At 54.0% G+C, this 26,120-nt stretch carries 23 protein-coding genes; 11 read left to right on the forward strand and 12 right to left on the reverse strand.

Annotated features, from left to right (window positions below; genetic code table 11):
• Positions 1-23: 23 nt before the first annotated feature.
• On the forward strand, positions 24-1,004 hold the full coding sequence (locus WN16_RS10105) for a LacI family DNA-binding transcriptional regulator (protein ID WP_003835685.1): 981 nt from the start codon (positions 24-26) through the stop codon (positions 1,002-1,004).
• Between the two features lie 3 nt (positions 1,005-1,007).
• On the opposite strand, the gene WN16_RS10110 is transcribed toward WN16_RS10105, so the two are convergent.
• The 4 genes from WN16_RS10110 to WN16_RS10125 all read right to left on the reverse strand — a co-directional run bounded on the left by WN16_RS10110 (position 1,008) and on the right by WN16_RS10125 (position 4,039).
• Positions 1,008-2,252 carry a mechanosensitive ion channel family protein gene (locus tag WN16_RS10110; protein ID WP_003835682.1) on the reverse strand — a complete coding sequence of 415 codons (1,245 nt, stop codon included), beginning with the start codon at positions 2,250-2,252 and terminating at the stop codon, positions 1,008-1,010.
• A 64-nt stretch (positions 2,253-2,316) separates the two neighbouring features.
• Positions 2,317-2,970, reverse strand: coding sequence for an oxygen-insensitive NAD(P)H nitroreductase (gene nfsB / locus WN16_RS10115; protein WP_003021982.1), 654 nt, complete (start codon positions 2,968-2,970; stop codon positions 2,317-2,319).
• A gap of 119 nt (positions 2,971-3,089) precedes the next feature.
• Positions 3,090-3,458, reverse strand: a complete 369-nt coding sequence (locus WN16_RS10120) for an MmcQ/YjbR family DNA-binding protein (protein ID WP_016149755.1) — start codon at positions 3,456-3,458, stop codon at positions 3,090-3,092.
• Positions 3,458-4,039, reverse strand: a complete 582-nt coding sequence (locus WN16_RS10125; RefSeq protein ID WP_003835677.1) for a TetR/AcrR family transcriptional regulator — start codon at positions 4,037-4,039, stop codon at positions 3,458-3,460. Before WN16_RS10125 ends, WN16_RS10120 begins: the two co-directional genes overlap by 1 nt.
• A gap of 189 nt (positions 4,040-4,228) precedes the next feature.
• Here WN16_RS10125 and WN16_RS10130 point away from each other — a divergent pair, with 189 nt between their 5' ends.
• Both WN16_RS10130 and WN16_RS10135 read left to right on the forward strand, forming a co-directional pair.
• Entirely contained in the window at positions 4,229-5,341 is a 1,113-nt protein-coding gene (locus WN16_RS10130; protein ID WP_003835671.1) for an MBL fold metallo-hydrolase, read from the forward strand.
• A gap of 17 nt (positions 5,342-5,358) precedes the next feature.
• Complete coding sequence (locus tag WN16_RS10135) at positions 5,359-5,700, forward strand: RamA family antibiotic efflux transcriptional regulator (protein WP_003021996.1); 342 nt, start codon at positions 5,359-5,361, stop codon at positions 5,698-5,700.
• Between the two features lie 21 nt (positions 5,701-5,721).
• Here WN16_RS10135 and WN16_RS10140 read toward each other — a convergent pair whose 3' ends face one another.
• Positions 5,722-5,970, reverse strand: coding sequence for a DUF1158 domain-containing protein (locus WN16_RS10140; RefSeq protein WP_003835669.1), 249 nt, complete (start codon positions 5,968-5,970; stop codon positions 5,722-5,724).
• Between the two features lie 66 nt (positions 5,971-6,036).
• A complete protein-coding gene (locus tag WN16_RS10145; protein ID WP_044699485.1) occupies positions 6,037-7,155 on the reverse strand; it encodes a YbdK family carboxylate-amine ligase in 1,119 nt (372 codons plus the stop codon).
• A gap of 142 nt (positions 7,156-7,297) precedes the next feature.
• On the opposite strand from WN16_RS10145, the gene WN16_RS10150 reads away from it, so the two are divergent.
• Positions 7,298-8,017, forward strand: coding sequence for a GNAT family protein (locus tag WN16_RS10150; RefSeq protein ID WP_044699486.1), 720 nt, complete (start codon positions 7,298-7,300; stop codon positions 8,015-8,017).
• Here the strand turns inward: WN16_RS10150 and entD are convergent.
• Together entD and WN16_RS10160 are read right to left on the reverse strand one after the other, a co-directional pair.
• Positions 7,992-8,645 carry an enterobactin synthase subunit EntD gene (gene entD, locus WN16_RS10155; RefSeq protein WP_088169015.1) on the reverse strand — a complete coding sequence of 218 codons (654 nt, stop codon included), beginning with the start codon at positions 8,643-8,645 and terminating at the stop codon, positions 7,992-7,994. The two genes, WN16_RS10150 and entD, sit on opposite strands and share 26 nt — an antisense overlap.
• 49 nt (positions 8,646-8,694) lie before the next feature.
• The gene (locus WN16_RS10160; RefSeq protein WP_003835658.1) at positions 8,695-10,968 is read right to left on the reverse strand and encodes a TonB-dependent siderophore receptor; all 2,274 of its coding nucleotides are present in this window, start codon (positions 10,966-10,968) and stop codon (positions 8,695-8,697) included.
• 253 nt (positions 10,969-11,221) lie between these two features.
• Here WN16_RS10160 and fes point away from each other — a divergent pair, with 253 nt between their 5' ends.
• The 4 genes from fes to wzz(fepE) all read left to right on the forward strand — a co-directional run bounded on the left by fes (position 11,222) and on the right by wzz(fepE) (position 17,936).
• Positions 11,222-12,439 (forward strand): enterochelin esterase, encoded by a 1,218-nt coding sequence (gene fes / locus WN16_RS10170; protein WP_072213447.1) that lies wholly within the window; start codon positions 11,222-11,224, stop codon positions 12,437-12,439.
• A gap of 30 nt (positions 12,440-12,469) precedes the next feature.
• Complete coding sequence (locus WN16_RS10175) at positions 12,470-12,688, forward strand: MbtH family protein (RefSeq protein ID WP_003835654.1); 219 nt, start codon at positions 12,470-12,472, stop codon at positions 12,686-12,688.
• Positions 12,685-16,575 (forward strand): enterobactin non-ribosomal peptide synthetase EntF, encoded by a 3,891-nt coding sequence (gene entF, locus WN16_RS10180; RefSeq protein ID WP_044699489.1) that lies wholly within the window; start codon positions 12,685-12,687, stop codon positions 16,573-16,575. Before WN16_RS10175 ends, entF begins: the two co-directional genes overlap by 4 nt.
• Before the next feature lie 227 nt (positions 16,576-16,802).
• The gene (gene wzz(fepE), locus WN16_RS10185) at positions 16,803-17,936 is read left to right on the forward strand and encodes an LPS O-antigen length regulator Wzz(fepE) (protein WP_044699491.1); all 1,134 of its coding nucleotides are present in this window, start codon (positions 16,803-16,805) and stop codon (positions 17,934-17,936) included.
• A 46-nt stretch (positions 17,937-17,982) separates the two neighbouring features.
• Here the strand turns inward: wzz(fepE) and fepC are convergent, their stop codons facing one another.
• The 3 genes from fepC to fepD are packed head-to-tail and all read right to left on the reverse strand — an operon-like array spanning position 17,983 to position 20,773.
• A complete protein-coding gene (gene fepC / locus WN16_RS10190; RefSeq protein ID WP_003022023.1) occupies positions 17,983-18,780 on the reverse strand; it encodes an iron-enterobactin ABC transporter ATP-binding protein in 798 nt (265 codons plus the stop codon).
• Complete coding sequence (gene fepG / locus WN16_RS10195; protein WP_003022026.1) at positions 18,777-19,769, reverse strand: iron-enterobactin ABC transporter permease; 993 nt, start codon at positions 19,767-19,769, stop codon at positions 18,777-18,779. The genes fepC and fepG overlap by 4 nt, the downstream gene beginning before the upstream one ends.
• Positions 19,766-20,773: a Fe(3+)-siderophore ABC transporter permease gene (gene fepD / locus WN16_RS10200; protein ID WP_003835646.1), complete on the reverse strand. Its 1,008-nt coding sequence runs from the start codon at positions 20,771-20,773 to the stop codon at positions 19,766-19,768. The genes fepG and fepD overlap by 4 nt, the downstream gene beginning before the upstream one ends.
• Positions 20,774-20,882: 109 nt before the next feature.
• Between fepD and entS the strand changes: the two genes are divergently transcribed.
• A complete protein-coding gene (gene entS / locus WN16_RS10205) occupies positions 20,883-22,121 on the forward strand; it encodes an enterobactin transporter EntS (protein WP_044699494.1) in 1,239 nt (412 codons plus the stop codon).
• Between the two features lie 27 nt (positions 22,122-22,148).
• Here entS and fepB read toward each other — a convergent pair whose 3' ends face one another.
• Entirely contained in the window at positions 22,149-23,105 is a 957-nt protein-coding gene (fepB, locus tag WN16_RS10210; protein ID WP_044699495.1) for a Fe2+-enterobactin ABC transporter substrate-binding protein, read from the reverse strand.
• A gap of 187 nt (positions 23,106-23,292) precedes the next feature.
• Between fepB and entC the strand changes: the two genes are divergently transcribed.
• Entirely contained in the window at positions 23,293-24,468 is a 1,176-nt protein-coding gene (gene entC, locus WN16_RS10215; protein ID WP_044699498.1) for an isochorismate synthase EntC, read from the forward strand.
• Positions 24,469-24,499: 31 nt separating this feature from the next.
• Positions 24,500-26,110 (forward strand): (2,3-dihydroxybenzoyl)adenylate synthase EntE, encoded by a 1,611-nt coding sequence (entE, locus tag WN16_RS10220; protein WP_003847432.1) that lies wholly within the window; start codon positions 24,500-24,502, stop codon positions 26,108-26,110.
• The last annotated feature ends 10 nt before the right edge of the window (positions 26,111-26,120 follow it).

Consider the following 26,120-nt stretch of genomic DNA (forward strand, 5'->3'; position numbering starts at 1 on the left):
AAACCGCAGGATGTGTCGTCGTTATGTCTATTCAAAAAATCGCTCAGCTTGCCGGTGTGTCAGTGGCGACGGTATCGCGTGTGCTGAATCACAGCGATACCGTCAAAGCCAAAAATCGCGAGCGCGTGCTACAGGCTATTAAAGAAAGCAATTATCAGCCCAACCTGCTGGCGCGTCAGTTGCGTACGGCACGTAGTTCGATGATTCTGGTAATGGTTTCCAACATTGCCAACCCTTTTTGTGCAGAGGTTGTTAAAGGTATTGAAGAGGAGGCGGAGAAGAATGGCTATCGCATTTTGCTGTGTAATTCCGGCTCGGATACAGCCCGCTCAAAATCGGCGTTGAAGTTGCTGTCGGGGAAAATCGTCGATGGCATTATCACCATGGATGCATTCTCAAAATTACCGGAACTGACTACGCTGATTGGCGACGCGCCCTGGGTTCAGTGTGCGGAATACGCTGATAAAGGTGCGGTTTCCTGCGTCGGGATTAACGATGTTGACGCTGCACAGTCGGTAATATCTCACCTGGTGGAAAAGGGCTACCAACGCATTGCCTTAATCAACCATGATCTAAGTTATAAATACGCCCGGTTACGCGAACGCGGCTATAAAGCGGCGCTACATGCGCTGTCGCTTGAATATCAGGCCGTGGAATACGCCAGTGAATTAAGTTCCAGCGCAGGAATTGCGGCGATGAAAACATTCCTTGCCGCAGAGGTGAAACCCGACGCGGTGTTTGCCGTATCGGACACGTTAGCCGCTGGTGCGATGCGAGCTATTTTCGATGCCGGATTACAGATCCCGCAGGATATCGCCGTCGTTGGATTCGACGGTACGGAACTGGCAGAAATGGTTTCCCCTCAGCTTTCGACCATTGAGCAGCCCTCGCGGGATATAGGCCGCAAAGCGGTAGGATTGCTGCTGAATAAAATAGAAAATCCTGACGCGCAGACGGAAAGGGTGATGATGGACTGGCGCTATATTTCACGCGCCAGTACCTGAGCGTTATCGCTGAAATGCGCCAGACAGTGCGCGAATATCGTTTCCGGTAGGCGACTGATGAATGCGCAGGCCAAACTCTTCGACCACGGCAAAGATATGGTCGAAGATATCAGCCTGAATACTTTCATATTCCAGCCAGACCACCGTATTGGTAAAAGCATAAATTTCGATTGGTAATCCGTGATCGTCTGGCGCAAGCTGGCGCACCATTAACGTCATATCTTTGCGAATACGCGGGTGATGACGCAAATATTCGTTCAGATAAGCGCGGAAGGTGCCAATATTGGTCATTTGGCGGTGATTCAATACCGATTCAGGCGCATCTAATTGCTGATTCCACGCGTCGATTTCCTGGTGACGCGTGGTCAAATACGGTTTCAGCAGGTGTGCTTTATGCAGTCGCTGACGCTCATCCTCATCAAGAAAATGGATGCTGGTGGCATCAATGCTGATGCTGCGTTTAATTCTTCGACCGCCTGAAGCCGACATTCCGCTCCAGTTTTTAAAAGAGTCTGATACCAGTGACCAGGTGGGGATCGTGGTGATGGTGTTATCCCAGTTGCGTACTTTGACGGTGGTTAAACCAATATCGATAACAGCACCGTCTGCACCGTATTTCGGCATTTCCAGCCAGTCGCCAAGCTTAAGCATGTCGTTGGCCGAGAGCTGTATTCCGGCCACCAGACCGAGAATCGGGTCTTTAAATACCAGCATTAGCACGGCTGCCATGGCACCCAGGCCGCTTATCAGTATTGCCGGCGATTGACCTATCAGCAGGGAAATCATCAGGATCCCGACCAGGATGGCGGCGATCAGTTTGATACCCTGAAATATACCTTTTAAGGGTAATTGGGATGCGGCTGGGAGCTTTTGTGACAGGTTAAGAATAACGTCCAGCAGAGAAAACAGGGACAGCAGGGCGTACATCATGATCCACAGCTGTGCGCAAGTCACTAATATATCGGCCGCTTCACTGCCTTTTTGTAGCCAGAGTGTGGCCTGTATATTGACGATGATACCTTGCAGCGTAAACGCCAGGCGGTGGAATAATTTGTTCTGCGTGATAATTTGCAACCACAGACGGGAACTGGTGCTGGCGCGTTTTTCAAATGCGCGTAATACCACCCAGTGCAAAATAACGTGAACAATAATGGCGGTGATAAAAATAATGCCAAAAATCATCACCAGCGAAGTGGTGTGATTTATTTCAATGCCGAGTTCTTCTACCTGAGATATCAATTCCTGCATAACGTCTCCTTAATAAACAGCGGTCTATGATGACCGCTGTGTGGAGCTTATGCAAATGTGGGGACTAGACTTCTGTCAGCGTTGTTTCCAGCGGCAGACGGGATTTCGGCAGCGCGGCGTTGAAATCTTCTACGCTGTGATGACCCACCGGGACCACCACTACGCTAGTGAAACCTTTTTCTTTCAGACCAAACTCTGCATCCATCACCGCTGCATCAAAGCCTTCGATCGGCACTGCATCCAGACCCATTGCTGCAACGCCCAGCAGGAAGTTACCAACGTTCAGGTACACCTGTTTTGCCATCCAGTGGTTGTCATCTTTCAGTTCTTTGCGATGCATATCAGCAAAGAAGGTACGACCTTTGTGGTTTGCAGCTTTAGCTTCAGGGGTGGCGAAGCGGCCATCGCTCTCTTCCTGATCCACCACGCGCTCCAGCCACGCGTCGTCCATCGCCGTTTTGGCGCAGAACACTACTACGTGGGAAGCATCCAGCATTTTACGTTCGTTGAACACAAAGCCGCCGGCTGCGGATTTGGCCACACGCGCTTTACCTTCATCAGTACTGGCAACGATAAAATGCCATGGCTGAGAGTTGGTGCTGGATGGGCTAAACTGCAGCAGCGTTTTTAATTTTTCGGCCTGCTCAGCGGTCAGTTTTTTAGTCGGATCGAATGCCTTAGTGGAGTAACGTTTTAAGGCGACAGAAACAATATCCATAACTACTCCTGGTGGTTTTTTATACCCTGCGGGTACGTTTTGTTTCAGCAGGGTACAGGGTTAGCAGGAAAAAGATAAGACAGGAAAATGCAAAAACACTTATCGGGGTTAACGATAAATCAGTCTGGACGCAGGCGTTTTTGATCCCGCTTCGGCAAGCCGTCAACGACGCGGTGCCAGGAATCATTCACCAGCTCTGCCAGTAATGACTCGGTAATGTCGTCGCCCGGATAGACCGAGATCCAGTGCTTTTTATTCATGTGATAGCCGGGTTTAATGCTGGGGTAGATCTGCTGGTTTAACAGTGATTTTTGCGGATCGGATTTCAGGTTAATAAGCGGACGTCCGCGAAGCTCCGTGACCAGCATAAAAATTTTACCGCCAACCTTGAATACATCGTATTCCGGGCCGAATGGCCAGCAGTGTTCGGTAAAAGGCAGTTCGAGCGCAAGGCGTTTCGCACAGGTAGGCAGGGTCAGGCCGTCCATTATTGTTCCTCGCGGGTTAGCGCGCGCCACATCGCTTCAAATCCCATCGATATGTATTCCTTGGCCCGGGCAGAGTCTCGGGCAGCGAACTCCATGGTGGTTTCCGCCAAAGAGAGAAAAAGGCCATCGCCGAAGGCGCGATATTCGTCAGACATAAACTCAGGTCGCACGGAGCGATGACAAAGATCGCGCAGTTCCGGGAACATATCGTCGGCCTGCTGTTCTGTTTCTTTGCTGATTTTCTCGCTAACGGCTAACTGGCGAATCGTGCGATGCCCACAGGTATGGTTCAGGCCCCAGCTAATGTAGCTGTTCCAGATATAGTGAGTCATGGTTTTGGCATCGGTCACGGAGCGATCCAGATTTGCCATCATCGACTGACAGAGATCGTGCTTTAAAAAGAGGTAAAGCTCGTTGATTAAATCATCTTTGGTCGCGAAATAGCGAAACAACGTTCCCTCCGCAACACCTGCATTGCGGGCAATTACGGCGGTAGACGCCGCAATACCTGATTGTGCAAATGCTGTGGTTGCAGCTTCCAGTAATGCCAATTTTTTGTCTTCACTCTTCGGACGAGCCACTACACTTTACCCTTAAGTTGTAAAAAGCATGATTGAATCACGGCCTTTGCAGCACCGCAACGGTGAATGTCAAAGATTGAAAATCATCTTGACGGCGAACTTTCGATTTCTATAATGAGTGCTTACTCACTCATAATCAAGAGTCAGTCACGCAAACCAGCGGAAAGGGGGCGTGTTTAAGGTCAGGATATGAAGCGTCTCACAGTTTGTGTGGTTGTTATTATGCTCATTGGCGCAGCTGCAAGTTTACCGTTTTTACTCAATGCCGGGTTTGGTCAGGCACCGAAAGGGGCACAGCTGAGTCAGGTTGAACAGTCACCGCACTATCGTGATGGACAGTTTCATAACCAGGTACCAACACCGGGCTATACCGGCAACAAAAGTATGCTGGCTGCCTGGTGGGAGTTTTTGGTCGCTAAGCGCGAAAATGCGCGGCCAGCACATCCGTTGCCATTGGTGGCGACCGATCTCGCCGGGTTATCTCCAGAGCAGGACACGCTTGTCTGGCTGGGTCACTCTTCGTGGTATTTGCAACTGGCGGGTCAACGTATCCTGATCGATCCCGTGTTTAGCAACTATGCCGCACCGCTTTCATTCCTGAACAAAGCCTTTGCCGGTGATTATCCGTGGTCCGCACAGACGATGCCGGAGATCGATCTGCTCATTATCTCGCACGATCACTATGACCATCTGGATCTTGCCACGATCAAGGCGTTGATGCCGAAAATTAAGCGGGTGATTACGCCGCTTGGCGTAGGGTCACATCTGCGTTATTGGGGAATGCGCGGCGAGATAATCGACGAGATGGACTGGAATCAATCCATCAGAGTAACGGATTCGCTGATCGTTCATGCGTTGCCAGCCCGTCATTTTTCGGGGAGAGGCATCAAGCGCAATCAGACGCTATGGGCGAGTTTCATGTTTGAAACGCCGGAGCAGAACGTTTATTACAGCGGCGATTCCGGCTATGGACCGCATTTTAAAGCCATCGGCGAGCAGTTTGGCTCGGTTGATTTGGCGATTATGGAGAACGGCCAGTATGACCATGACTGGAAGTTTATTCACATGATGCCGGAAGAGACGGCACAGGCTGCGGTCGATCTGCATGCGAAAGCCGTTCTACCAGGGCATGCAGGTCGTTTCGTTCTGGCGAAACATACCTGGGATGATCCTTACAAACGACTGGCGCTTGCCAGCCGTCGTTACGATTACCGATTGCTGACGCCAATGCTGGGTGAACCGGTAATACTGTCCGCACCGGACCAACTGTTTACGGCCTGGTGGCAACAGGTGACTCAATGAATACAGGGGAGAGCATGATGACGATTTCTGCTCAGGTAATTGATACGATTGTTGAATGGATTGATGATAATTTGAATCAACCATTGCGCATTGATGATATTGCACGCCATGCGGGATATTCAAAATGGCACCTGCAGCGTCTTTTTATGCAGTATAAAGGCGAAAGCCTCGGGCGTTACATTCGGGAACGCAAGCTGCTACTGGCCGCGCGCGATCTACGCGATACCGACCAGAAAGTGTACGACATCTGTTTGAAATACGGATTCGATTCGCAGCAGACCTTTACGCGTATTTTCACCCGTACGTTCAGCCAGCCGCCGGGCGCTTATCGCAAAGAAAATCATAGCCGAACGCATTAACAGCTAAGGGTTCTCGCGGGCCTAATCCGCCAGCGAGAACCAGCGCCGCCATATGAAGCGCAAAACGAAATACTCAATCACCCCCAGCAGTAAAAACCACAGACAAAACAGCAAAGTATAAAACTGGTTGAGATCCATCAAATGAAAGGTGGCCACGAATTTTTGCGCCAGTACCAGGCCAACTGAGGGGGCGGGCAGCAGCAGACAGGACAAAAATGCCAGCAACAGGATCCCGGCGGCGGTCATCAGTGATTCAAGCGGGTGTTTCATGGTATTGTTAAACTTGAGTTAAAAAGCCATTGTCCGGGATCTCTGTGGGCAACGCAAACGCCACGTTTACAGCCCGGCCCAAATCTCACAATGTTTTTTCACCAGACCACTCAGCGACCCGCCTTCGGCGACGAAGTCACGCATGTTTTGCGCCTCGTCATGACCATGCTTAACCTGCAGATGCAAGGCTTCAATCGCGCTGGCCGCGCCCACTTTATCCGCAGAGACAGCAACATTCTCCAGTAGTCGCAATGTATCATCTGACAAGCGACAACCGTCGCCGGTATTGACGTCGGTGATGATTCCCGCCATACCAAAGCGACAGGCCTGAAAACGATTGAATTTATACAACAGGTAATCACGCTCCTGGTGCTTGAACGGACGTTTGGTGAGTAACCAGTGGGCGGTAGCCTGAATAAGCCCTGCCATATTGACCGCATGATCAAGGGTCAGCGGCGTATCCATTACCCGAACCTCTACCGTGCCAAAGTGTGGGCTGGGACGGATATCCCAGTGTAAATCTTTAATACTATCAATCATGCTGGTGTAAGCCAGTCGACGGAATAGCCCCTCGAATTCCTGCCAGTTATTCACCCATGGCATCGGGCCATTATCGGGAAATCCGGAGAATATATTCAGTCGCGCGCAGGCAAACCGCGTGTCGGACGTCTGCATATAAGGTGAAGCGGCAGAGAGCGCAATAAAATGCGGAACAAATCGCGACAGGCCATGCAGAAGGTATATGGCATCGTCGCCGTTTGCGCAGCCGATATGCACATGCTGGCCAAATACCGTCGCCTGCTGAATGAGATAACCGAAATTTTCCAGGTTACGCCGATAGCGTTCGTCATCGCAGACTTCCTGACGTTGCCATTTTTGAAATGGATGCGTACCACCGCCACAAATGGCGAGGTGCTGCTCTGCAGCAACCCGCGTGATTATCTGCTGCATGGCGGATAATTCAGCACTCGCCTGGTCGATATTACGACAAACTCCGGTCGCCATCTCCAGCATACTTTCCGTGATATCGTGCTTGACTTCTCCGGCGGTAAGCAGCGGCTTTACGGCGTCAATCAGCCGGGAAGAATCCTGGCTCAGGTCGTAGCCCGGAGGATTGACCACCTGCATTTCCAGTTCAATGCCTAACGTGAAAGGGTCAGAAACATGAAAATCGGGAAGTGGCATAAGACTCTCTTCAGCGTTGATTTTTAATCAGTATAGAAGGGCGGCTGATTTTCTGTTCGTTGTCAGATATTCCCTGGTGACGCTTTGAAGGTGAAATAGCTGGTGTTATAACTATTTTTTACTTCGCAACTGGGGTTGAATCGTGCCGGAAATAAATCTTTATGGGCAGACCGTCGGCGATGTTGTGCCGGACTGGAATGGCGCTGCCGCACTGCCACGGGAAACGCTTGTCGGTCAATATTGTCGACTGGTTCCTCTGGATGCCGACAGCCATGCCGCCGATCTGTTTGATGCCTACGCGCAGGCACCGGACGATCGCGACTGGACCTGGCTTGCAAGCTCTCGCCCCACAAGCGTTGAGGCTGCAGCTTGTTGGGTTGAGGGGAAATCCACTGATGCCTCTCTGGTTCCCTATGCCGTCATTGAGCAGCGTTTCGGACGTGCCGTCGGACTGGTGTGTTTTATGGCGATCGAACGCGAGCACGGTTCGGTCGAAATTGGTCATGTGACCTGGTCACCGCGCATGAAAAATACGGTACTTGGTACCGAAAGCATCTGGCTGCTGCTGCGCCAGGCGTTTGCGTTGGGTTATCGTCGCGTGGAGTGGAAATGCGATTCTTTGAACACCGCTTCTCGACGGGCAGCGGAGCGCCTTGGGTTTATCTTCGAAGGACGCTTTCGCCAGAAGATTGTGCGTAAGGGCCGCAATCGCGACAGCGACTGGTTATCGATGATTGACGGCGAATGGCCCCAGTGTGACGCCGTGTTACAGCGCTGGCTGGCTGCGGAGAACTTTGATGAACACGGGCGGCAACGCCGGTCAATGGCGGACTTTGTTACAAAGTCGCTTCACACAGAGTAATGATGTTTTCATCATGCTGAAACCAGCGAACATTAACTTCCTGCCCGGCGAGGTTTTGCGAAAATGACGGGGTGATTTGCACCGTTAAGTGTGTCGCTGTGAGTGCAACTATTTTGGCGCTGGCAAATCCCGGCAGCTCCGATGCCTGCGCGGAAAATGTTTTATACACGCTCTCTTTGGCGGAAAACGCCAAGGTTAAGGCGAGCGGAAAGGGAACCAAACTGAACTGTAAAAGCCGTTGTTCACAGTTATCGATAATACCGCCAGTCAGCTCAACTGCGGTTTGTGGCGTAAAAATAGCTTCTATATCCAGTCCGACGGGATGCGTCGATACCACCACCAGCGCAGTTGACGTACTGTGGCTGATGCTGCCAAACAACTTTTGTGGCCACAGCGGTTGTCGCTGCCCGCCGATGCCAGGCACAGTTTTGATACCGTATTCACGTAATGCATGTACTGCGGCAATACGCCCCGCTAAGTGCTCAGCTTTACGCTTACGTCCACAGGATTGAAGCTGAGTATGGTGGGGGAGCCAGAACAGGTCGTGCTCTTGGAAGGTGTCGGGATCGAACTCGATAATGTGCAGCGTGTGGTCTGCGAAAGTGAGCGTTGTGTGCGTTGTGTGCATCGTCGTTATTGTTTCCCTCTCCCCGTAGCGAGGAGAGGGAGAAACGTTATCAGAAGTGCGTATTAACGCTCATGAACCACGTCCGGCCCGGTTCGTTATAGGTGTGCGCGCCAGCGCCCGCCATATAGTTCCCGGTTACAATATCGCCCGTGGTCTGGGCATTGCCTTCACGCCACAGACGTTTGTCGAAGACGTTATCCACGCCGCCAGTCAGGCTGACATTTTTCGTCACATCCCAGGTCGCGCTCAGGCCGACGATGCTGTACGGGCTGACTTCACTCGCCGAACTACCGGTTACCGGTTTACCCTGGTAATCGTATTTCTTCGGCTGCTGTTTACCGTACCAGGTGAAGGTTGACTGCAGCGATAAATCTTCACGCGCCTGCCAGCTCAGCGTTGAGTTCAGCGTGTATTCAGGAATAATCGACAAGCGCTCGCCGGTCTCTTTATTCTTACTTTGCAGCATGTAGGTAATGTTGTTGGTCCAGTTAACGGTTTCGCTAACCGGTACGTTCAACGTACCCTCCAGACCCTCAACCACTGCTTTAGGAATGTTTTCCCACTGATAGATATCAGTGTAAGTCGTCTTCCCTTTGCTGGTGATAGACGTTCTGTCGAACGGTACCGTACCCGCTTCAATCTTGTTGCGGTAATCGTTACGGAACCAGGTTACCCCGGCCAGCCAGCCGTCACGTTTGAACTCAAGACCAATCTCTTTGTTGATACTGGTTTCGGCCTTCAGGTCATCGTTGCCCATCATGTAGCAACCAATGCCCGTCGCGGAACCGGTGGCGTAGCAACCCTGGCCTTTGCTGTACAGAATGTAGTTCGGGTTGAGCTGGTACAGGCTTGGTGCTTTATAGGCTCGCGCAATCCCCATCTTCAGCGTGAAGTCATCACCCAGACCCTGGGACAGGTTCAGAGATGGGCTCCAATTGTCGCCAACGATGCTGTGGTGGTCGAAACGCAGACCCGGCGTCAACATGGTGCTGTCGGTCAGTTCCATGTTGTTTTCAGCAAACAGAGAGAAAATCTCTGCGTCTGAGTATGGGCTACGGTTGGTACTGCTCGAACCTGGAATATCACCGCCCATAAAGGTCTGTGAATTGGACAACATGTCCTTCATGCGTTGCTGGTTCCATTCGGTACCAAGCGTCAGGTTTTGGTTGACCAGCAGATCTAACGGAATGCTGACTTCACTGTGCAGCATGACGTCACTCAGGTCGGCATCGAGATATTTTTGTGACGCATTCGGGTCGAAGATACCCTCAGTACCGCCCGCCAGACCTTCAGGCGTACGGGAGTTACGTGTATGTTCGTACTGTACCCAGTTGCTGGTGGTGACGCCGTTATCCCAGCCGCCATTCCAGGTCAGAGAATAGTTCTGACGGTAAAGACGGTTGGTCTCTTTCCCGTAGTTATCTTTCACCAGTTGGTTGGTGTTAGTGTTTTGAGTGTCGCCCGCATACAGGTTGCCCTGACGGCTATAACCGGCTTCCAGCTCCAGTGACTGGAGTGGGGCGAAATCCCAGCGAACCACACCGTTAATGTCTTTGTTGATCACCCCTTCACGACCGGCTGGTAAGGTATTTGAATATGTGCCGGTACGTTCTGACTGATGACCCTGGTTGATGTCCCATGCGTCGGCCTGGGTTTTATCGAGATTACCGTACAGGCGGAAGCTGAAATCCCCACCCATTGGACCATTCAGGCTAAAGTTGGTGCGCTTGGTCGATCCTTCGTCTTTGTGTTCCGGGGCGTTGAAATAGGTATCCCAGGAACCGTGCCATTCATTGCTGCCTTTTTTGGTGATGATATTCACCACGCCGCCAGCTGCGCCATTGCCATAGCGTGCCGCGGCAGGACCGCGCAGCACTTCAATACGCTCAATCATTTCCGGTGGAACCCAGGCGGTATCGCCGCGGGTATCACGCTCGCCGCGCCAGCCCTGGCGTACGGAGTTACGGCTGGTAACCGGTTTACCGTCGATCAAAATCAGGGTGTTTTCTGGCCCCATGCCGCGAATATCGATCTGGCGGTTGTTGCCGCGCTGACCGCTGGTTGAGTTACCGGTCAGGTTAACGCCAGGCATGGTACGGATGATTTCCGACACATCGCGAGCGGGAGGGTTCTTACGAATTTCATCAGCGGTAATGGTTGACACGCCCGGCGCCTGTAGGTTCTGCTGGGCGGCGGTAACGACGATGGTGTCTTCATGAGAGACAGCTACGCTATCGGTTTGATCTTCTGCCATTGCTGGCAGGGCTACCCCGTAAATCCCTAAATTGACCAATAAGGCCAGTGAATGAATCTTGTTGTTCATTGTATGTCCTGCTGTTCTTTTAGCCACGAGTACCAATGTGCCTCGGTGCGGCATTTGGTCTGATGTCGCCCGCATCTGCGTAAACTATCCATTCCAGAAAAAGTACGCAGCGCCAGGTCGGTTTATAAGTGGTGAAAAACTGTGCGCGCTTCCCACAGCGCGACAATACGCTATTGCAAATGCAAATAGTTATCAATAATATTATCAATATATTTCACGCTAGATCATAAAATTTCACAATAAACATGGGGTTATGGCGGTGACGACGTTAAAGATGGGAAGCGAGGCGTGGTGGCAGTCAAAAAAAGGCCCGGAGTGGGAGCGTGAAGACAACGGAAATTATCGGGTAACCTTCTGGTGGCGTGACCCGCAGGGAACGGAGAAAGAGTCAGCCATTCATCGCGTGTGGGTCTATATCACTGGCGTCACCGATCATCATCAAAACGCTACCCCTCAGTCGATGCAACGCATTGATGGAACAAATGTTTGGTGCTGGCGTGTTTCTCTCAGCGCCAACTGGCGCGGCAGCTACTGTTTTATCCCGACAACACGAAACGATATCTTTTCCTCGCTGGCGGTGGGCGCAGCGCCTGACCGAAGCGTACTGCGTGAAGGCTGGCGGCAATTGCTGCCGCAGGCCATTGCCGATCCCCTTAATCCGCAGAGCTGGCAGGGCGGTCGCGGTCATGCGGTGTCTGCGCTGGAAATGCCGGAGGCGCCCGTACAGCCCGGATGGGATCGACCTGAAAACCCCGATTCACCCGCAGTTTGCCTGCAATGGCGTAGCGCCAGGCTCGGTAATACGCGTCGCGTATGGGTATTTACCACCGGAGAGGCCCAAGCGGAATCTCGTCCGCTGGCTATCCTGCTGGATGGGCAGTTTTGGGCACAGAGTATGCCGGTCTGGCCTGCGCTAACTTCACTTACGCATCGTGGACACCTTCCTCCTGCCGTTTATCTCCTGATTGATGCCATCGACACGGCTCACCGTAGCCGCGAACTGCCGTGTAACGCGGATTTTTGGTTGGCGGTACAAGAGGAGCTGTTGCCGCTGGTGAAGACGACGACCGCATTCAGTGACGATCCGCAGCGTACTGTGGTCGCCGGACAAAGTTTTGGCGGGTTGTCATCGCTGTATGCCGGGCTGAACTGGCCCGCGCGCTTTGGCTGTGTTCTTAGCCAGTCGGGCTCTTACTGGTGGCCGCATCGTGGTGGTGGTCAGGACGGAGTGATCGTCGAGCAACTGAAGACCGGGACCATCAGCGCTCAGGGACTGCGTATTGTACTGGAAGCGGGGATCCGCGAGCCCATTATTTATCGCGCTAATCAGGCGTTATATGCCCAGTTACCTTCTGCACTACAGTCTATTTTCTGGCGTCAGGTTGATGGTGGACACGATGCGCTTTGTTGGCGCGGCGGTCTGATGCAAGGGCTAATGACGCTCTGGCAACCGCTTACCGACACGATTTAACCGGACGACGTTCCACGACAGGAGTTGAGTATGGAATTCAGTAACCCCTTCGATAATCCGCAGGGCCAGTTTTACATTCTGCAAAATCCCCAACGTCAGTTTAGCCTTTGGCCGCAGCAGTGTTCACTTCCTGCTGGTTGGCAAATTGCTTGCGAACCCCAATCCCAGGAAGCCTGCCAGCAATGGCTGGATGCAAACTGGACCACGCTGACGCCCGCGAACTATGTCGATGTGCAGGAGGCTCCATGACTCAGCGTTTACCGTTAGTGGCGGCTCAGCCGGGGATCTGGATGGCGGAAAAACTCTCCACATTGCCCTCGGCGTGGAGCGTGGCGCACTACGTAGAATTAACCGGCGAACTGGACGCGTTGTTGCTGGCGAAAGCGGTTGTGGCGGGCCTGGAGCAAGCCGATACCTTGCGAATGCAGTTTAGCGAAGATAACGGCGAGGTCTGGCAATGGGTGGATCCTGCGCTCACTTTTGCGCAACCCGAAATCATCGATCTGCGCGAAAAATCCAACCCACATGAGGCGGCGCGTGCGTTGATGCAGGCAGACCTGCAGCAGGACATACGTGCTGACGGCAATAAGCCGCTGGTTTTTCACCAGCTTATACAGGTGGGAGATAAACGTTGGTATTGGTATCAGCGTTACCATCATTTGCTGGTCGATGGCTTCAGCTTCCCGGCCATTACCCGCCAGATAGCCGCAATCTATCGCGCATGGCTAGATGGCGAGTCTACGCCAGACTCGCCTTTTACGCCGTTCGCCGAGGTGGTGGAAGAGTATCAACAGTACCGTCAAAGTGATGCCTGGCAAGGCGACGGCGCCTTCTGGCGCGATCAGCGAAAGCAACTCCCACCTCCTGCTTCGCTGTCGAACAATCCGTTGCCGGGACGCTCGGCCAGCGCGGATATTATTCGCATGAAGTTAACCGCGCCTGAAGGAGCGTTTCGCCGACTTGCGGCACGCATGCCTGACGTTCAGCGTGCGGATCTGGCCCTCGCGCTGGTGGCATTGTGGCTGGGACGTTTATGCAGCCGAATGGATTATGCCGCCGGGTTTATCTTTATGCGGCGCATGGGCTCGGCAGCGTTGACGTCCACTGGACCTGTTTTAAATGTACTGCCATTTGGTGTGAGGCTGGATGCGGCAGAAAGCTTGCCTGCGCTTGCACAACGACTGGCCGGACAGTTGAAGAAAATGCGTCGGCATCAACGTTATGATGCCGAACAAATCGTTCGCGACAGCGGGCGTGCAGCCGGTGCAGAGCCGCTGTTTGGCCCGGTGCTGAATGTGAAAATATTCGACTATCATCTGAATATTCCCGGCGTTCAGGCGCAAACTCATACGCTGGCGACAGGACCGGTGAACGATCTTGAACTGGCGTTGTTCCCGGATGAAAACGGCGGGCTGAGTATTGAAATCCTGGCCAATAAACAGCGCTACGATGCAGAAACGCTGGCGCAGCATGCCTCGCGTTTAATCGGGCTTATCGAGCAGTTTGCTGACAATCCGTCGCTATGCTGCGGCGACGCCGGGATGCTGTTGCCTACAGAACATGAGCGGCTGGCGAAGATTAACGACACGACCGTGGAGATCCCGTTCACTACGCTTAGCGCACTGGTGACACAGCAGGCCGATAAAACGCCGGATGCCCCGGCGCTGGCCGATGCCCGTTATCAGTTTAGCTATCGCGAAATGCGCCAGCAGGTCGTGGCGCTGGCGAGCCTTCTGCGCGAACGCGGCGTCCGTCCTGGCGACAGCGTAGCTGTGGCATTACCGCGTTCTGTGTTCCTGACGCTGGCGCTGCACGGTATTGTGGAAGCCGGAGCTGCCTGGCTGCCGTTGGATACCGGATACCCGGACGATCGCCTGCGGATGATGCTCGAAGACGCGAAGCCAAAATTGTTGATAGCGACTGAAGAGCAACTGGCGCGTTTTAGCGATATCCCAGGGCTGGAAAGTCTGTGCTATGACTCGCCGCTGCCAGCAGAAGATGCTGCTCCGTTGGCGCTATCTCAACCCAATCATACGGCCTATATCATTTTTACTTCCGGTTCTACCGGTAGACCAAAAGGGGTGATGGTTGGGCAAACCGCCATCGTTAACCGTCTGCTGTGGATGCAAAATCACTATCCGCTGACCGCAGATGATGTGGTGGCGCAAAAAACGCCATGCAGTTTTGACGTCTCGGTATGGGAGTTTTTCTGGCCGTTTATTGCCGGGGCAAAACTGGTCATGGCAGAACCTGAAGCGCACCGCGATCCGCTGGTGATGCAGCAGTTCTTTGCCCGTTATGGGGTGACGACCACGCACTTTGTCCCCTCTATGTTGGCCGCTTTTGTCGCTTCACTGACGCCGGAAACCGCGCGGGAGAGTTGTGCCTCTCTGAAACGGGTATTTTGCAGCGGCGAAGCCTTGCCAGCCGATTTATGCCGTGAGTGGGAGCAGTTGACTCATGCGCCACTGCACAATTTGTACGGACCAACGGAAGCTGCGGTCGATGTGAGCTGGTATCCGGCCTGGGGAGAAGATCTCGCTGCCGTAACCGGCAACAGCGTGCCGATTGGCTATCCGGTTTGGAATACCGGTTTACGCATTCTGGATGCCATGATGCGCCCGGTGCCTTTCGGCGTAGCGGGGGACCTGTATCTGACGGGGATCCAACTGGCGCAAGGCTATCTGGGGCGTCCGGATCTGACGGCGAGCCGCTTTATCGCCGATCCGTTTAACGTCGGTGAACGTATGTACCGTACCGGAGATGTGGCGCGCTGGCTGGAAAATGGCGCGGTGGAATACCTCGGGCGCAGCGATGACCAGCTTAAAATTCGTGGACAGCGCATTGAGCTCGGCGAGATTGACCGGGTGATGCAGCAGTTGCCTGATGTCGAGCATGCCGTTGCCCATGCCTGCGTATTCAACCAGGCTGCGGCGACAGGCGGCGATGCGCGCCAACTGGTGGGGTATCTGGTGTCGCAATCGGGTTTGCCGCTGGATACGACTGTGTTGCGGGAACGTCTGCGCGAAAAACTGCCTGCGCACATGGTACCGACGGTATTGTTACAACTGGCGGAGCTGCCGCTTAGCGCGAACGGCAAACTGGATCGTAAAGCGCTACCGATGCCGCAGTTGATGTCGCGTGTTTCCGGGCGCGCACCGCGAACAGGGACTGAGACCACCATCGCGCAGTCTTTTGCGGCCTTGCTGGATTGTGAGGTGAATGATGTAGAGGCTGATTTCTTTGCGCTTGGTGGGCATTCGCTGCTGGCGATGAAGCTGGCAGCGCAGTTGAGCCGCATTTTTGAGCGTCAGGTGACGCCCGGGCAGATTATGGTGGCTTCCACCGTGGAACAACTGAGCGCATTGCTGGAGAGCAATGATGATGAACAGTCGCAGCGTCTGGGATTTGAGACGCTATTGCCACTGCGTGAAAGTTACGGCCCAACGTTGTTCTGCTTCCATCCGGCGTCGGGTTTTGCCTGGCAGTTTAGCGTGCTGTCGCGCTATCTCAGCCCTCAGTGGTCGATTATGGGTATTCAGTCGCCACGACCGGATGGCCCGATGCAGACGGCGGAAAATCTCGACTCGGTATGCGAACATCACCTGGCAACGCTGCTCAGTCAACAACCTCACGGACCTTACTATTTATTAGGTTATTCGCTGGGCGGCACGCTGGCTCAGGGGATCGCCGCGCGCTTACATGCCAGAGGAGAGTCGGTTGCATTCCTCGGTCTGTTGGATACCTGGCCGCCAGAGACGCAAAACTGGCAAGAAAAAGAGGCCAATGGGTTGGATCCAGCGGTGCTGGCGGAGATCGAGCGTGAACGCGAAGCCTTTCTGGCGACGCAGCAGGGGAATGCGTCAGAGGCCTTATTTAACGCTATCGAAGGCAACTATGCCGATGCGGTTCGCCTGCTCACGACGGCACACAGCGTGCCGTTTGCAGGCCACGCCACGCTGTTCGTTGCTGAGCGTACCTTAGTGCCGGGTGTCAGCCCTGAACGTAGCTGGGCCCCGTGGATATCCAGTCTGGATGTTTACCGCCACGACTGCGCGCATGTTGATATTATTTCCCCCGCCTCGTTTGAGGTGATAGGGCCAATCATAAACACCCTGATCAATAAATCGGTATAACCAGACTTATTTCGTTATCGGAACGATCGAATAACTCCATAATGTAAATGATATGTTATGGAGTTGATCTTCTTGGGGACAGAGGGCGATTAAAGGGGTGAATAAATTCCTAATATAATTTTTGGTAGGGCTTCCAGCACAAAGAGTGTTTCGGATTATTCTGACTAGCTGGTAGACTCTCCCCACAGAAATGTTTTTCTTTTGGGAAAGTTTTCAGGTCACGCAACATGTCATCATTAAATATTAAGCAAGATAACGTTTCGGAATTTACTGGCTATCCTCAGCCATCGGCAAACGCAAATGAAATCGATTTAGTGAACCTAATCGAAATCTTATGGCGAGCAAGAACGAAAATTATCGCGACCGTTTTCGCCTTTGCTTGTGTGGGTATTCTGGTATCTTTCCTGCTTCCGCAAAAATGGACCAGTCAGGCAATCGTGACCCCCGCAGAACCGGTTCAGTGGCAGAGTCTCGAGAATACGTTGACCAAATTGCGCGTGCTGGATATGGATATTAGCGTTAGCCGTGGTGATGTGTTTAACCTGTTTATCAAAAAATTCCAGTCGCCTTCATTGTTAGAAGAATATCTGCGCTCTTCACCTTACGTGATGGATCAATTGAAAGGCGCTGATATCGACGAAATGGAGTTGCATCAGGCAATTGTCAGGCTTAGTGAGAAAATGAAAGCGGTTGATACTAACCTGGGTAAGAAGAACGAAACTTCGCTGTATACCTCATGGACGCTGAGTTTTACCGCACCTCAGGCCGAAGAAGCTCAGTCTGTGCTGAAGGGATATATCCAGTATATTTCTGATATTGTAGTGAAAGAAACGCTGGAAGATATTCGCAATAAACTGTCCATCAAAACCAGCTTCGAAAAAGAAAGGCTGGAGATGGATCGCGTCAGGCTCAAGAACCAACTGGAAGCAAATATCCAGCGACTGAACTACTCGCTGGAGATTGCCAATGCCGCCGGGATTAAAAAGCCGGTCTACAGTAATGGCCAGGCGGTGAAGGATGATCCCGATTTCTCTATTTCACTGGGTGCTGACGGCATCGAACGTAAATTAGAAATAGAAAAATCAGTAACGGATGTTGCTGAAATTAACGGTGAATTACGTAATCGGCAGTATCACGTTGAGCAACTGTTAGCGATGAATGTGAGCGACGTAAAATTCACACCGTTTAAATATCAACTTACGCCTTCGCTGCCGGTGAAAAAAGATGGCCCGGCTAAATCAATGATCGTTATTCTGGCCGCATTACTGGGTGGAATGGTGGCGTGTGGTGGCGTTCTGCTGAACTATGCCATGGTGTCGCGTAAGCAAAAAATGACGTTTATTGATCAGCAACTGGTGTGATGAATTATCGTATGGCGGCAAGCCAGCCGCCTTACGATAACGCGTGTTATTTGCTGCGTCCAAGCGGCACTACTAACGGCGTTCCGGCAACTGGATCGTCGATAATCATACAGCGCAGTCCATAGATTTTTTCAATAAGCTGCGCGGTGACGATCTCCTTCGGTGCACCCTCGGCAATAATTTTTCCATCTCGCAGCGCAATCAGATGCGTCGCATAGCGACAGGCCTGATTCAGGTCGTGCAAAACGGCGGCCAGCGTGTAGCCTTTTTCCCGGTTTAACTCACTCAGCAGTTCCAGCAGATCGATCTGATGACTGATATCCAGCCAGGTGGTGGGTTCATCAAGCAGCATAATCGACGTTTCCTGCGCCAGCACCATCGCAATCCATGCACGTTGACGTTGTCCGCCGGAAAGGGTATCCACACTTTGTGATGCCAGGTGGGTGATACCCGTCGCCTGCATGGCGTTTGAGACTGCAATTTCATCCTCTTGCCGCCAGCGGGTAAACAGCGGCTGGTGCGGATAGCGCCCGCGGGCAACCAGCTCCTGTACCGTAATATCTCCCGGCGTGGTGGCGTTTTGCGCCAGCAAACCTATTCTTCGGGCGACTTCCTTGCTGGCATAGTGTTGAATATGTTCGCCGTCGAGCCAGACCTTGCCGTTCGCGGGCGTCATCAGGCGACTAAGCGTGCGCAGCAATGTCGATTTCCCGCAGCCATTTGGCCCGATAATCGCGGTGAAGTGACCGTCGGGAATCGACACATTGAGGTTTTCCGCCACGGTAAACTTGCCATAACCCAGCGTTAACTGGTCGCCACGCAAACGGGCTACTGATTCGGTCATTTTTTGCGGGACTCCTGAATTAACAAGACGATAAGATAAATACCGCCGAGGCTTACGGTGACAACGCCCACCGGAAGCTGATAAGGCATAAACAGCTGTTGGGCGCATAAATCCGCCATCAACAGCAGCAACGCGCCGCACAGCGCTGACAGGGTTAATCCCCAGCGCGATGTGCCGCTTATACGTCGCGCGATATGCGGCGCGACAAGGGCAATAAACGAGATAGGACCCGCCAGCGCGGTGGCGGCAGCGGTCAGTACAACCGCAACCAGCATCATCATCAGACGCGAGCGCTCAACGCTGACACCAAGCGCACAGGCGCTGTCATCACCCATTTCCAGTAAGCGCATCCGGCGTACCAGCAATGTGGCGCATACCAGCATGATGATAATCAGCGGGGCAGACGGCCAGGTTTTGGCCCAGGTCAGGCCATTGAGCGATCCAGCGTTCCACAGTCCAGCCGTTAGCGCGGTTTCTAATGATGCTTTCAGCAGTAGCCAGGTGTTGAACGCCACCAGCATGGCGCGTATGCCGATACCAATAATAATTAGCCGGAAGGTGTCGATCCCATTGCGCCAGGCGAGCGCCCAGACCACCAGAGAAGTCAGGATCCCACCGAGCATGGCCGCCAGCGCGATCGCGGTAAGATGCTGTCCGAACAGCACCATTGCCACCAGCACACCGCTCCAGGCACCGGTATTAAAGCCCATCACATCCGGGCTACCCAGCGGGTTACGCATCAGCGACTGGAATATTGCGCCGCTCACGCCGAGCGCTGCGCCAATCAATAGCGCCATGAGCACGCGTGGCAAACGCCATTCGGTCACCACCAGGGTAATACTGCGCGGCGCATCGCCGAGCAGGGCGGCAATAATTTGCTGGGTTTCCAGCGTAACAACGCCGCTACGCAGGCTCCATAAACCAATGACGAGACAACCTGCAACCAGCAGCAGGCTGCTGATTATCAGGCGGCGGGAGAGGTGCATCATGCGCCACCCCCGCGCGATTTACGGCGTACCAGAAAGATAAGCACCGGCGCGCCGATGAAAGCGCTGACCACCGACACGCGCAGCTCGCCGGGAACAATCAGGCGACCGATGATATCGGCAATCAGTAACAGAGAAGGGGTTGCCAGCAGGGTGACGGGCAGTGACCAGCGGTGATCCGCCCCCACCAGCCAGCGCGCCATGTGAGGTATCATCAGGCCGATAAAGGCGATAGGACCGACAATCGCGGTCGCGCTGCCGCACAGTACGGTAATCACCAGCAGGCCAATAAACTGTGTGCGAGCGACTTTACTACCAAGCGCGGTAGCTGTGTCGCTCCCGAGGCTCAGGCTATTCAGGGCGCGACTGAGGAACAGTGCGACAGCCGCGGCAATCAGTACTGGTACCAATACAACCTTCAGCGTTTGCAGGCTGCGGATATCCAGTGAGCCAGCTTGCCAGAAACGCAACTGATCGTAAACGTCCGGGTTGAGCAGGGCGATGCCGGTGGATAATCCTTCCAGCACCGCGCCCAGGGCAACGCCCGCCAGCGTCAAACGTACCGGGCTTAACTGCCCACCGCCCTGACTACCGGTAAAAGCTACGATCAGTGACGCAGCCAGCGCACCGCAAAAGGCCATCAGCAGTTGCTCTTGCGCAGAGGAAAAGCCGAACAGCGCGGCGCCCAGCACAATAGCGAAGCTGGCACCGGAGTTGACGCCCAGAATGCCGGGATCGGCTAGAGGGTTACGAGTGAGCGTTTGCATTAATGCGCCAGCCAGGCCCAGCGCACCACCGGCGAGCAGCCCCGCCAGCGTGCGTGGGAGTCGCGCGTCAAGCACGATGGTGCAATCAGCGCTTTGACAACTGCCGGTGAGCGCATCCAGCACCACGGAGGCAGGTAGCGACTTGGCGCCAATAACCAGACTTAATACCGTGGTCAGAACAAGTAATAACAATAGTCCGGGCACGGCGAAGGCGCGTGTCGCGGAAACAGAGCATGACATATCAACTTCCCTGATAATGATAGTAATTATCGTTATCGATCTTATTTGGATATGTTAGCATGTGCAGCCATCGAATGGATATTGAAAAAGTACCTGGTAAGGCTCTGTAATGAATCGACAATCATGGCTGCTCAATCTCAGCCTGTTAAAGACCCACCCTGCATTTCGTGCAGTCTTCCTCGCCCGTTTTATTTCCATTGTCTCTCTGGGGCTACTCGGCGTCGCGGTTCCGGTTCAAATCCAGATGATGACCCAGTCGACCTGGCAGGTCGGTTTGTCGGTGACGCTGACCGGCAGTGCAATGTTTATTGGCCTGATGGTGGGCGGTGTGCTGGCCGACCGCTATGAGCGTAAAAAAGTGATCCTGCTGGCGCGTGGTACCTGTGGCATTGGCTTTATTGGCCTGTGTTTGAATGCGTTACTTCCCGAACCGTCGTTACTGGCAATTTATCTGCTTGGCTTATGGGACGGTTTCTTTGCCTCACTGGGTGTAACCGCTTTGCTGGCGGCGACGCCGGCGCTGGTTGGGCGGGAGAATCTGATGCAGGCCGGGGCGATTACCATGCTGACGGTGCGTCTGGGGTCGGTCATTTCGCCAATGCTTGGCGGGGTGTTGCTCGCGACCGGTGGCGTGGCCTGGAACTACGGGCTGGCGGCGGCGGGGACCTTCATTACTTTACTGCCGTTGCTGAGCCTTCCCGCGTTGCCGCCTCCGCCGCAGCCGCGCGAGCATCCGTTGAAATCGCTGCTGGCAGCATTTCGCTTTCTGCTTGTCAGCCCGCTGATTGGAGGCATTGCGCTGCTCGGCGGTCTGTTGACCATGGCGAGCGCCGTGCGCGTGCTGTATCCGGCGCTGGCGATTAACTGGCAAATGTCGAGCGCGCAAATTGGTCTGCTGTATGCGGCCATTCCTCTTGGCGCAGCAGTGGGCGCATTGACCAGCGGGCAACTGGCGCACAGCGTTCGCCCGGGACTGATCATGCTGGCATCGACCGTGGCGTCGTTCCTGGCTATCGGACTGTTTGGGTTGATGCCAGTCTGGGAGCTTGGGGTTGTTTGCCTGGCGCTGTTTGGCTGGCTGAGTGCGGTCAGCTCGTTGTTGCAATACACCCTGTTACAGACGCAGACGCCGGAAGCGATGCTCGGGCGAATTAACGGTTTGTGGACTGCGCAGAACGTGACCGGCGATGCGATTGGCGCGGCGCTGCTTGGCGGGCTGGGTGCGATGATGACGCCGGTCGCTTCGGCAAGTGTGAGTGGATTCGGGTTGGTGATTGTTGGTCTGCTATTGCTGCTGTTGCTGAGGGAAGTACGCCGATTCCGGCAAACACCTGTTAATGCCGGATAAGGCGTTAGCCGCATCCGGCGCTGATGATTAAAAGAGAGCCGAAAGACGTTGCAGCAGCAGCGTTGCGCTGTAGTAGTCGAGACGGAAGGTTTCCGTTCCCAGGGCGTAAACGCGTTTGTTCTGCACGGCCGGCAGATGCGCCAGCAGCGGATTGGCATAAATAGCATCGGCATCTTTGCTGTCGCCAGCAAACAGGAACAGCGCTTCGCCGTTCAGGCCTGCCGCCAGGTTCTCACCGCCAAGCTGGATGATATCGTGGCGTTTGCCCTGACTCTGGCTGGTATGCAAGTTGGCAGGCAGCGTTGCCAGCGTGAACCCTAACTGCTCCATCAGCTTGCCTTGCGCTGACTCAGGCGTCCACAGGTTGGCGCTGTGCGCTGCGGCGGTATATACCAGCGCGCTGACCGGCTGTGGTGGCAGGGTAATACGTTGCTTAACTGCCTGTAGTTGCTTATCAAACTCGGCAATACGCGCAGCAGCCTGTTGCTCCTGACCGGTAATTTCACCTAACTGGGTCAGCAGCGACTGCCAGCTTTTATCGTCGTAATTAATGATGAGCGTTGGCGCAATGGTGGACAGCTGATCGTACAGCGCGAGGGCAGAATCGCCCCCGGTGGCGCTTACCAGAATCAAATCCGGCATTTGAGCTGCGACGGCCTCGGCGCTCGGTTCGCCGATATACAGGCGGCTCAGTTTGCGTTCTTTTGCCACTTCGCTCCACTGGCGTAAAAAGCCCTGCGCATCGCCGATGCGATTGTTCGGCGTAGTGGCACCGCTGGCGATGACCGGGGCATCAATCGCCAGCAGCGAACCGGTGAGGGTCACGCTGGTGGAGACAATTCGCTGCGGTTTATGCTCCAGCGTATGCGTGCCGCGGCTGTCAGTAACCTGACGCGGCCAGTCGGCGGCGTGACCTGAAGAAATTCCTGAAAGAGATAAACCTGCCAGTAAGAGCACGGTGCGGCAAAAAGAGGGGAGACTCACGAATCAGCTTCCTGTTATCAGTATAAGTAATGCTTCTCATTTTCATTGTTAGCGAGCAAGGATGCAAGCCAAAGTCGCACATTGTGCTACCACAAGAGTTGACATACCGCCGCTTTACTTTTAGGTTAGCGACCGAAAATATAAATGATAATCATTATTAGAGCCTTTATCATTTTTGGAGGATGATATGGATACGTCACTGGCCGAGGAAAAAACGCAGACTATGCCGACGCTCGCTCCCGACAGTTTTTTCTTTATGTCGCCGTACCGTAGTTTTACGACGTCAGGATGCTTCGCCCGCTATGCGGAACCGGCAATTGATGGCGATTCGCCAGACAGCCCTTTCCAACAAAAAATGAACGCACTGTTTGCTGATGCCAAATCACAGGGTATCGCGAATCCTGTCATGGTCGGGGCGATTCCCTTTGATACCCGCCAGCCATCATCGCTGTTTATTCCCCAATCGTGGCAGAGCTTTTCTCGTACGGCGAAGCAGCAATCATCACGTTACTTTACCGCGCATCAGTCGCTGAACGTCGTGGAACGTAAATCGATCCCGGAACAGGACTTTTTTGAAGATATGGTCGCCCGGGCGGCTGCGCTGACGTCTACTCCGGAAGTCGACAAAGTGGTGTTGTCACGCCTGATCGATATCACCACCGATGCCAACATTGACAGCGGTGCGCTGCTGGAGCGTCTGGTGGCGCAAAATCCAGCGAGCTACAACTTCCATGTGCCGATTGAAGACGGCGGCGTATTGATTGGTGCCAGCCCGGAATTGCTTCTGCGCAAAGAAGGCGAGCGTTTCAGTTCTCTGCCGCTGGCGGGCTCTGCACGTCGTCAGCCTGATGATGTGCTGGATCGCGAAGCAGGGATCCGCCTGCTGGCATCTGAGAAGGACCGCCATGAGCACGAACTGGTGACGCAAGCTATGAAAACGATATTGCGCGATCGCAGCCGTGAACTGCAACTGCCTTCTTCTCCGCAGCTGGTTACTACGCCGACGCTCTGGCACCTCGGCACGCCGTTTGAAGGTAAAGCCAACGCGCAGGAAAACGCCCTGACGCTGGCGTGCCTGCTGCACCCGACGCCTGCGCTGAGCGGCTTCCCACATCAGGTTGCGCGCAAACTTATCGCCGAGCTGGAGCCGTTCGATCGCGAACTGTTCGGCGGTATTGTCGGCTGGTGTGATGCCGAAGGTAACGGTGAGTGGGTAGTGACGATCCGCTGTGCGAAGCTGCTGCGCAATCAGGTGCGTTTTTTTGCCGGAGCAGGAATTGTTCCAGCCTCTTCCCCGGTTGCGGAATGGCGTGAAACGGGGGCCAAGCTCTCCACGATGTTGAATGTTTTTGGACTGCATTAAGAGCCTTGTGGACTGGTTTTAAGGAGCAATAATGAGTATTCCATTCACCCGCTGGCCGGAAGAGTTTGCCCGCAGGTATCGTGAAAAAGGTTACTGGCAGGATTTGCCGCTGACCGACATTCTGACCCGTCACGCCGACAGCGACCATACGGCGGTTATTGATGGTGAACGCCATCTGAGCTATCGCCAGCTGAATCAGGCCGCTAACAATCTAGCCTGCAGTTTGCGTCGCCAAGGGATTAAACCCGGTGAAACCGCGCTGGTACAACTGGGCAATGTGGCTGAGCTGTATATCACCTTCTTTGCGTTACTCAAGCTGGGCGTAGCTCCGGTGTTGGCCCTGTTCAGCCATCAGCGTAACGAACTCAACGCCTATGCCAAACAGATTGAACCGGCGCTGCTGATTGCCGATCGCCAGCATACGCTGTTTAGCGGGGACGATTTTCTAAACGCTTTTGTGGCCGAACACAATTCAGTGCGCGTGGTGCAACTGCACAACGACGAAGGTGAACACAATCTGCAAACGGCGATAAGCCAACCTGCGACTGATTTTACGGCTACACCGTCGCCCGCTGATGAGGTGGCGTACTTCCAGCTTTCCGGCGGGACGACCGGGACGCCAAAGCTGATTCCTCGCACTCATAACGATTACTACTACAGCGTGCGTCGCAGCAATGAGATTTGCCGCTTCACCGGGGAAACGCGTTATTTATGCGCAATCCCGGCGGCGCATAACTACGCCATGAGTTCGCCAGGCGCGCTGGGTGTGTTCCTGGCCGGCGGCACCGTCGTGCTGGCGGCCGACCCTAGCGCTACCCTGTGTTTCCCGCTGATTGAACAGCATCAGGTTAACGTCACGGCGCTGGTGCCACCTGCGGTGAGCCTGTGGTTGCAGGCGATTGCGGAGTGGGGCAGCAATGCGCAACTGGCTTCGCTGAAACTGCTACAGGTCGGTGGAGCGAGACTTTCCGCCACGCTTGCGGCGCGTATTCCGGCTGAGATTGGCTGCCAGTTGCAGCAGGTCTTCGGCATGGCGGAAGGGCTGGTGAACTACACCCGTCTGGACGACAGTCCTGAGCGCATCATCAATACCCAGGGGCGCCCGATGTGTCCTGATGATGAAGTCTGGGTAGCAGACGCTGACGGCAACCCCTTAGCCCAGGGAGAGACCGGACGCTTGATGACACGTGGTCCGTACACCTTCCGTGGTTATTTCAAAAGCCCTGAGCATAATGCCAGCGCCTTTGACGCCAACGGCTTTTACTGTTCCGGCGATCTGATCGCTATCGATCCGGATGGCTACATCACCGTTCAGGGACGCGAAAAGGATCAGATCAACCGCGGCGGGGAGAAGATCGCTGCTGAAGAGATTGAAAACCTGCTGCTGCGCCATCCAATGGTTATCCATGCAGCGCTGGTCAGTATGGATGACGAACTGATGGGCGAGAAAAGCTGTGCCTGGCTAGTGGTAAAAGAGCCGCTGCGCGCGGTTCAGGTGCGCCGTTTTCTGCGCGAACAGGGTGTGGCGGAATTCAAATTACCCGATCGTGTTGAGTGCGTTGAGTCATTACCGCTGACTCCAGTGGGGAAGGTAGATAAAAAACAATTACGTCAGTGGCTGGCATCACGTTCACTGGCCTGAAGGAGAAATA

It is taken from the genome of Citrobacter sp. ABFQG, from assembly GCF_004322975.1.
Taxonomy (GTDB): Bacteria; Pseudomonadota; Gammaproteobacteria; order Enterobacterales; family Enterobacteriaceae; genus Citrobacter; species Citrobacter freundii.